Origin of the sequence: Pedococcus sp., assembly GCF_036554925.1 — a bacterium.
Classification (GTDB): Bacteria; Actinomycetota; Actinomycetes; order Actinomycetales; family Dermatophilaceae; genus Pedococcus_A.
Map to the genome: position 1 here is coordinate 1 of NZ_DATBMI010000229.1, position 6,592 is coordinate 6,592.

Annotated in this window: 6 protein-coding genes and 1 rRNA gene; 3 read left to right on the forward strand and 4 right to left on the reverse strand. The window is 72.7% G+C overall.

All coding sequences use genetic code 11. The annotated features are described in order from the left end of the window. Positions 1–59 precede the first annotated feature (59 nt). A 5S ribosomal RNA gene (gene rrf, locus VIB11_RS16880) occupies positions 60–176 on the forward strand. 183 nt (positions 177–359) lie between these two features. On the opposite strand, the gene VIB11_RS16885 is transcribed toward rrf, so the two are convergent. Then, positions 360–1,880 carry a S10 family peptidase gene (locus VIB11_RS16885; RefSeq protein ID WP_332057232.1) on the reverse strand — a complete coding sequence of 507 codons (1,521 nt, stop codon included), beginning with the start codon at positions 1,878–1,880 and terminating at the stop codon, positions 360–362. 50 nt (positions 1,881–1,930) lie between these two features. On the opposite strand from VIB11_RS16885, the gene VIB11_RS16890 reads away from it, so the two are divergent. Further along, positions 1,931–2,737, forward strand: coding sequence for an exodeoxyribonuclease III (locus tag VIB11_RS16890; RefSeq protein ID WP_332057233.1), 807 nt, complete (start codon positions 1,931–1,933; stop codon positions 2,735–2,737). 96 nt (positions 2,738–2,833) lie between these two features. Continuing rightward, positions 2,834–3,790 (forward strand): hypothetical protein, encoded by a 957-nt coding sequence (locus VIB11_RS16895; protein WP_332057234.1) that lies wholly within the window; start codon positions 2,834–2,836, stop codon positions 3,788–3,790. Positions 3,791–3,860: 70 nt separating this feature from the next. On the opposite strand, the gene galK is transcribed toward VIB11_RS16895, so the two are convergent. The 3 genes from galK to VIB11_RS16910 all read right to left on the reverse strand — a co-directional run. Beyond that, positions 3,861–5,066, reverse strand: a complete 1,206-nt coding sequence (gene galK / locus VIB11_RS16900; RefSeq protein ID WP_332057235.1) for a galactokinase — start codon at positions 5,064–5,066, stop codon at positions 3,861–3,863. Continuing rightward, a complete protein-coding gene (galT, locus tag VIB11_RS16905; protein ID WP_332057236.1) occupies positions 5,063–6,178 on the reverse strand; it encodes a galactose-1-phosphate uridylyltransferase in 1,116 nt (371 codons plus the stop codon). The genes galK and galT overlap by 4 nt, the downstream gene beginning before the upstream one ends. Next, positions 6,175–6,592 (reverse strand): DeoR/GlpR family DNA-binding transcription regulator (locus tag VIB11_RS16910; RefSeq protein ID WP_414695881.1); only part of this gene is annotated, 418 nt, incomplete at its 5' end. The genes galT and VIB11_RS16910, both read right to left, overlap by 4 nt.

Genomic DNA, 6,592 nt, shown 5'->3' on the forward strand with positions numbered 1-6,592 from the left:
GAAACGGTCGGGAACCCGGCCGGCACCACGCCGGCCACCGATTGACATCTCCATAGAGTTTCGGCTGTCATAGCGAAGGGGAAACGCCCGGTCCCATTCCGAACCCGGAAGCTAAGCCCTTCAGCGCCGATGGTACTGCACGGGTGACGGTGTGGGAGAGTAGGACGCAGCCGAACATACTTTCAAGAAAGGCCCCGCACTCCAAGGTGCGGGGCCTTTCTGCGTTCTGGAGGGGGCGGCGCTGTCGAGGGGCCCGGCGCCCCGGAATGGACTCGCATCCTCGTGGAGGCTGGGGTGCTGAGAGGCTCGGCGCGTCCTGCTGAGCGAGGGCCGCCGGCGAAGGGTCGCCCCGCGGCCGATCAGGGCTGGCTGGCTCGGCGGACGAAGTCGGCGAGGTCGGCGCTCTGGGCGAGACGGCTGGGCTCATGGACATACATCATGTGGCCGGCCTCGTAGAACGCGTGCTCGATGTTGGCGTGCAGGGCAGCCGGTATCTGCAGGTGGGCCAGCACCTCCTGGGCGGCGTAGTAGGGGGTCGCCCCATCGTGGTAGCCGTAGGCCACGTGGACCCGCAGGTGCGGGTTGGCCCGCATGGCGCGGGCGAGCTGGGGTGCGGCGTCCACCGCCTTTCCCTCGAACTCCTTGTACGACCACTCCTCGTTGGCCTTCATCGAGAGCTGCACGTAGGGGAGGTCGTTCTTGTACTCGAGCTCCGCCCGCACGTAGTGGTTCCAGGCCGCGGCGTAGGGGCCGGAGATCGCGTCATGGCTGGGGTCGGCGTCGTACTTCTCAGCGACGCCGCTGGCCAGCGGTCCGGTGAACCTGCTGTCGAGCCGGCCGACGCCCAGGCCGCGGTCCCGGAGGAGCTCGGTGAAGAACCGGACGTGCTCGATCCTCAGGTCGCTGCGTTCCACGTAGTCCTCGCTGAGCCCCGTGAGCCGGGCCAGGGTGGTGACAGCCGCGGTGCGCTCGGCAGCGGTGAGCCGGCTGCCCCGTGAGAGCACCCAGGGGTAGTCGCGCTCGGCGTAGGCCTCGGCCTCGGCCAGAACGGTCTTGAGGCTCTTGCGTCCGTGCTTGCCGTGGAAGTGCGCCACCGCGGCATACGTGGGGAGGAAGTTGACGAAGCCGCGGTCCTCGGGCTCGTGGAGCCCGACCGAGCCGAGGTCCAGCACGCTGGAGATGAGCATGACGCCGTTGAGGTACATCCCGTGTCGGGTCTGCAGGTGCTCCGCGAGCGCAGCGGCCCGCAGCGTGCCGTACGACTCGCCAGCCAGGAACTTGGGCGACATCCAGCGGTTGTGCCGGGTCGTCCAGAGCCGGATCAGCTCGCCGACGCTCTCGATGTCGCCGGTGTAGCCGTGGTAGTCCTTCGCGCTGCCGCCCTCGACGGCGCGGGAGTAGCCCGTCGAGACCGGGTCGATGAACACGAGGTCGCTGACCGCGAGCAGGGACTCGGCGTTGTCGGCGAGCTGGTAGGGCGGGGCGATGAGCTCTCCGACGTCGCCCATGACGACCCGTCGCGGCCCGAGGAGCCCGAGGTGGAGCCACACCGATGACGAGCCGGGGCCGCCGTTGAACGCGAACACGACGGGGCGGTTGTCGGTCTTCGGGGCGTCCACGACGTAGGCGGTCATCGAGATCTCCGCCTTGGGCCGGAACCCGGTGAACTTGCCGTCCTCGTAGACCTCGTCGCGCAGGACCACCCGGCCCGTGGTGGCGGTGTACCTCAGGGCCCGGCGCCCGACCCGCAGGGTGTGCCGGGTGCTCACCGTGTCGTCCTTCGGCTCCGCCGGCTTCGAGGTCACCTCGTGACCGTCATGGCTGTCGGTCGGCGAGGCGACGTTCTCGGTCGGCTCGGTGTCGGGACGCTCATCGGCCATGGCGGCCACCCTAGTGCCGGGCGCTCCCGGGTCGCACGGACAATGGGGGCATGCGAGTGATCACGGCCAACGTCAACGGCATCCGCGCGGCATCCCGAAGGGGCGGGCTGTCCTGGCTGGCCGAGCAGGGGGCCGACGTCCTGTGCCTCCAGGAGGTCAGGGCCTCCGATGCCCAGCTGCAGCAGGCGCTGGAGGTAGCGGGTCTCGGCGGGTGGCACGTCGCACACACCGAAGCGGTCGACAAGGGGCGCGCTGGCGTGGCCGTGGTCAGCCGTGTCGATCCGGTCCGCGTGCAGGTCGGCGTGGGCCCGGAGGAGTTCGCGCAGAGCGGGCGGTGGGTGGAGGTCGACCACGCCACGCCCCACGGGGTGGTGTCCATCGTGTCCACCTACGTGCACACGGGGGAGGCCGAGACCGCTCGACAGCTGGAGAAGTACCGCTTCCTCGACGCGGTCACCGCTCGCCTCGAGCGCTGGGCGGCCCTCGGGCAGCTGGCCGTGGTGACGGGCGACCTCAACGTCGCCCACCGTGAGGACGACCTCAAGAACTGGAAGGGAAACCTCGGGAAGGCGGGCTTCCTGCCGGAGGAGCGTGCCTACCTCGACCGGTGGTTCGAGTACGGCGACTGGGTCGACACGCACCGCGAGCTCCACGGACCCGGGCCCGGTCCGTACACCTGGTGGTCCTGGCGCGGCAAGGCATTCGACAACGACGCCGGGTGGCGCATCGACTACCAGATCGCCAGCCGCCCACTGGCGAAGGTCGCGACCGCCGCGACGGTGGGCCGGGCGGCGACCTACGACCAGCGCTGGAGCGACCACGCCGCGGTGACCGTCGACTACGACCTCGGGACGTGAGGGGCCCCCCGGGACTACGCCAGGTGGGGGTGGCGCCCACGCGTGACCAGGGATAGGGCGGAGGGATCGAAGCCCGCCACCTCCAGGAGGTCCCCCATGGCCAGGCATCGCATCATCGTCCTGCTCGCAGCGGGTCTGCTCACCGTCGCCGCCGCGGCGCCGGCGGCACGATCCGTCCCCCTCCCGGACGACTTCGCCCCCGAGGGCATCGCCGTCGGCGAGGACGCCACCTTCTTCGTCGGCTCGCTCTGGGACGGCGACATCTACCGGGGCGACCTGCGCACCGGCAAGGGTTCCCTGCTCGTGGACACCGCGAACCGGCAGGCGGTCGGGTTGAAGGTCCAGGACCGCGACGACCGCCCGGACCGGCTGTGGGTCGCGGGCGGACTCACCGGGCGGGTGTTCGTCTACAACGCCAGGACCGGCGCCGGTGTCGCCGACATCCGGGTCGCCAACCCCGGGGCGGCGCTGCTGAACGACCTGGTGGTCACCGAGGACGCGGTCTACGTCACGGACTCGTTCACGCCACAGCTCTTCGTCGTCCCCCTGCGCGGGTCCGGGCGCATCGGCACGCCCAGGACGTTGCCGGTCACCGGGCCCGCGGCCGACAGCGGCGGCACGTTCCCGGGTCTGAACGGCATCGAGGCGACCCGGTCGGGGGAGAGGCTGATCGTGAACAACACCGTCCTCGGCGGGCTCTACACGGTGGACCCGGAGACCGGGGCCAGCGAGCAGGTCGACCTGCCGGACGGCGCCATCAACCCGGGTGTCGCGGACGGGCTGCTGCTGCAGGGCCGCACGCTCTGGGTCGTCGAGAACGCCACCAACCGCCTCGTCAGGCTCCGGCTGGCCGCCGACCTGTCGAGCGGTGTCGTCGCCGAGGTGGTCGACAACGACGACGTGGGCGGTCTCTTCCGGGTCCCGACGACGGTGGCTCGGCACGGCGACGACCTGGCGCTGGTCAATGCCAGGTTCGACCTCGGGCTGCCGCCTCCGTTCGGGCAGGGGGCTCCCGCCGGCACGGACTACGACGTCGTCGTCCTGCACAGGTAGCCCGCGCGCTCCCCAGGCCCCTGGCTGGCAGAGGAGGGACGACACCCGAGGGAGGTGGCCGGGGTCGCCGTCAGCCCACCCGAGCGGCAGGGCCTGACGGCACCGCCTCGAGCACCTGCGGCGCGGACCACCCACGGCCGGCGAAGACCTCGGTGACCGCTGTGGCGATCGCGGGCGCCTCGTCGTGGCGCACGAGCGCGATGGCGGAGCCGCCGAAGCCCCCGCCGGTCATCCGGGCTCCGGCGGCACCGGCCTCGAGCGACGTCTCCACCACCGCGTCGAGCTCGGCGCAGGACACCTCGTAGTCCTCCCGCAGCGACGTGTGCGAGGCGGTCATCAGCGCGCCCAGCCGCGAGACGTCGTCGGCCCGCAGCGCGGACGCCGCCTGCCGCACCCGCTCGATCTCGGTCACCACGTGGCGGGTCCGCCTGACCATCACGTCGTCGGGGGCGAGGCGCTCCAGCGCCGCCGGCAGGTCGGCGGGGGCCACGTCGCGCAGCGCGGCGACACCCAGCGCGGCGGCCGCCTCCTCGCAGCTGCGCCGGCGCTCGGCGTACTGGCCGTCGACGAGGGCGTGCGGGGCGCGGGTGTCGACCACCAGCACCCGCCAGCCCTGGTCGCCCACCCGCCACGGGACGTGGTCGACGGTGAAGTCGCGACAGTCGAGCAGCATGGCGTGGGCCGCCGTCGCGCGCAGGGCGATGGTCTGGTCCAGGCCGCCGGTGCTCGCCCCCGCCACGATGTTCTCCGCCGTCACGCACGCCGCGGCGAGCTCGGCCGGCGCCAGCTCACCCACCTCCGCGACGAGGTCGGCGTACGCCACCGCGACGGCGCACTCGAGAGCGGCCGACGACGACAGTCCGCTGCCGAGGGGCACCCGGCCGTCGATGAGCACATCCGCCCCCGGCACCTCGATGCCCCGGCGCCGCAACGCCCACAGCACGCCCAGGGCATAGGCCGTCCACCCCTCGGGCCGCCCGGGCCCGACCTCGTCGAGGGTGCCCTCCCAGGCGTGGTCCTGCTGGAGCGAGGCCGCGCGGACGAGACCGTCGGGGCGCAGCCGCACCGCGGCATACGTGCGGTGGGGGAGCGCGACGGGCAGGCAGAGCCCCTGGTTGTAGTCCGTGTGCTCCCCGATGAGGTTGACCCGCCCCGGCGCGGCCCAGACGCCGTCGGGCCGGTGCCCGAAGCGGTCGGCGAACGCGGTCGCGAGCGCGCCCGCCACCTCGGCGTCGTCGGACGCCGGCAGCCACAGCGGGGTCGCCTGCACGCTCATCCGCCCACCTCCCGCAGTCGCGCGGCGATCCGCTCGGGTGGCACGTCGTTGACCCACCCGCCGACGCCCGACTCGGAGCCGGCGAGGTACTTCAGCTTCCCCGGCGCCCGCAGCACGGACATCACCTGCAGGTGCAGGCGCGAGACGTCACGGCCGACGTGGACCGGCGCCTGCTGCCAGGCCGCGATGTAGGGGAGCCGCAGCGGGCTGCCGTCCGGGCTGGGGTGGTAGCGGTCGAGCCGGCCCAGCAGGTCGAGGTAGACCTCGGCGAGCTCGTCGCGCTCGGCGCCGTCGAGCGCGACGAGGTCGGGGACGTCGCGGTGGGGGGCGAGGTGCACCTCGACCGGCCACCGCGCGGCATACGGCACGTAGGCGCTCCAGTGCCGGCCCTCGAGCACCATCCTCGAGCCGTCCCTGCGCTCAGCCGTCAGGATGTCGGCGCCGAGCAACCGGCCGGTGCGGTCGTGGTGCCGACGGGCCTCGGTGAGCAGCGACTGGGTGCGGGAGGGCACGAACGGGTACGCGTAGATCTGGCCGTGCGGGTGGTGCAGCGTGACCCCGATCTCCTGACCGCGGTTCTCGAAGCAGAACACCTGCTCGACGCCGGGCTGCCGGCCGAGCTCCGAGGTTCGGTCCGCCCAGGCCTCGATCACGGTCCTCACGCGGGAGGCAGGGAGCGAGGCGAAGCTGGCCTCGTGGTCACTGGTGAAGCAGACGACCTCGCAGCGCCCATGGGCGGGCACGTGCTCGAACATCCCGTATGCCGTGCCGGCGCCCTCCTCGGCGTGCGCCGAGAAGGAGGGGAAACGGTTCTCGAACACGACGACGTCGTAGTCGGACTCGGGGATCTCGGAGGGCACCGTGCCCCGGCCGGAGGGGCAGAGCGGGCACTCGTCCTTCGGTGGCAGGAACGTGCGGTGGAGCCGGTGGCCGGCGATCGCGACCCAGTCACCGGTGAGGGCGTCCCGGCGCAGCTCGCCGGCGAGGGCGCGCTCGCCGAGGTCCCGGGTGTCGACGGCCTCGCGCGGGGGCGCGGCGTGGTCGTCGAAGTAGATGATCTCGCGGCCGTCAGCCAGCTCGCGCCTCGTGCGTCGACGCGCTGCCAGGCTCATGCGGGGGCCCTCCTGCCCGACCGCGGCGCCACCACGTCCGGCGCCACGATGAGCTCCCCGACGACCTCGGCGAGGGCGGTGCGGGCCCGCGCGGGCAGGCCGCTGTCGGTGACGAGCTGGTGGACCTCGGACAGCTCGGTGATCGTGCTCAGCCCGACCGTGCCCCACTTGGTGTGGTCGGCCAGCACGCACAGCCTGCGTGCCGACGCGATCATCGCGCGGTTCGTCTCGGCCTCGACGAGGTTCGGCGTGGTCAGCCCCGCCTGCGCGTCCATGCCGTGCACTCCCAGGAAGAGGCGGTCGACGTGCAGCATGCGCAGGGCCCCGACGGCGACGGGGCCCACCAGCGCGTCGGAGGGTGTCCGCACCCCGCCGGTGAGCACGACGGTCTGGCCGGGCGTCCCGGACTCGTGG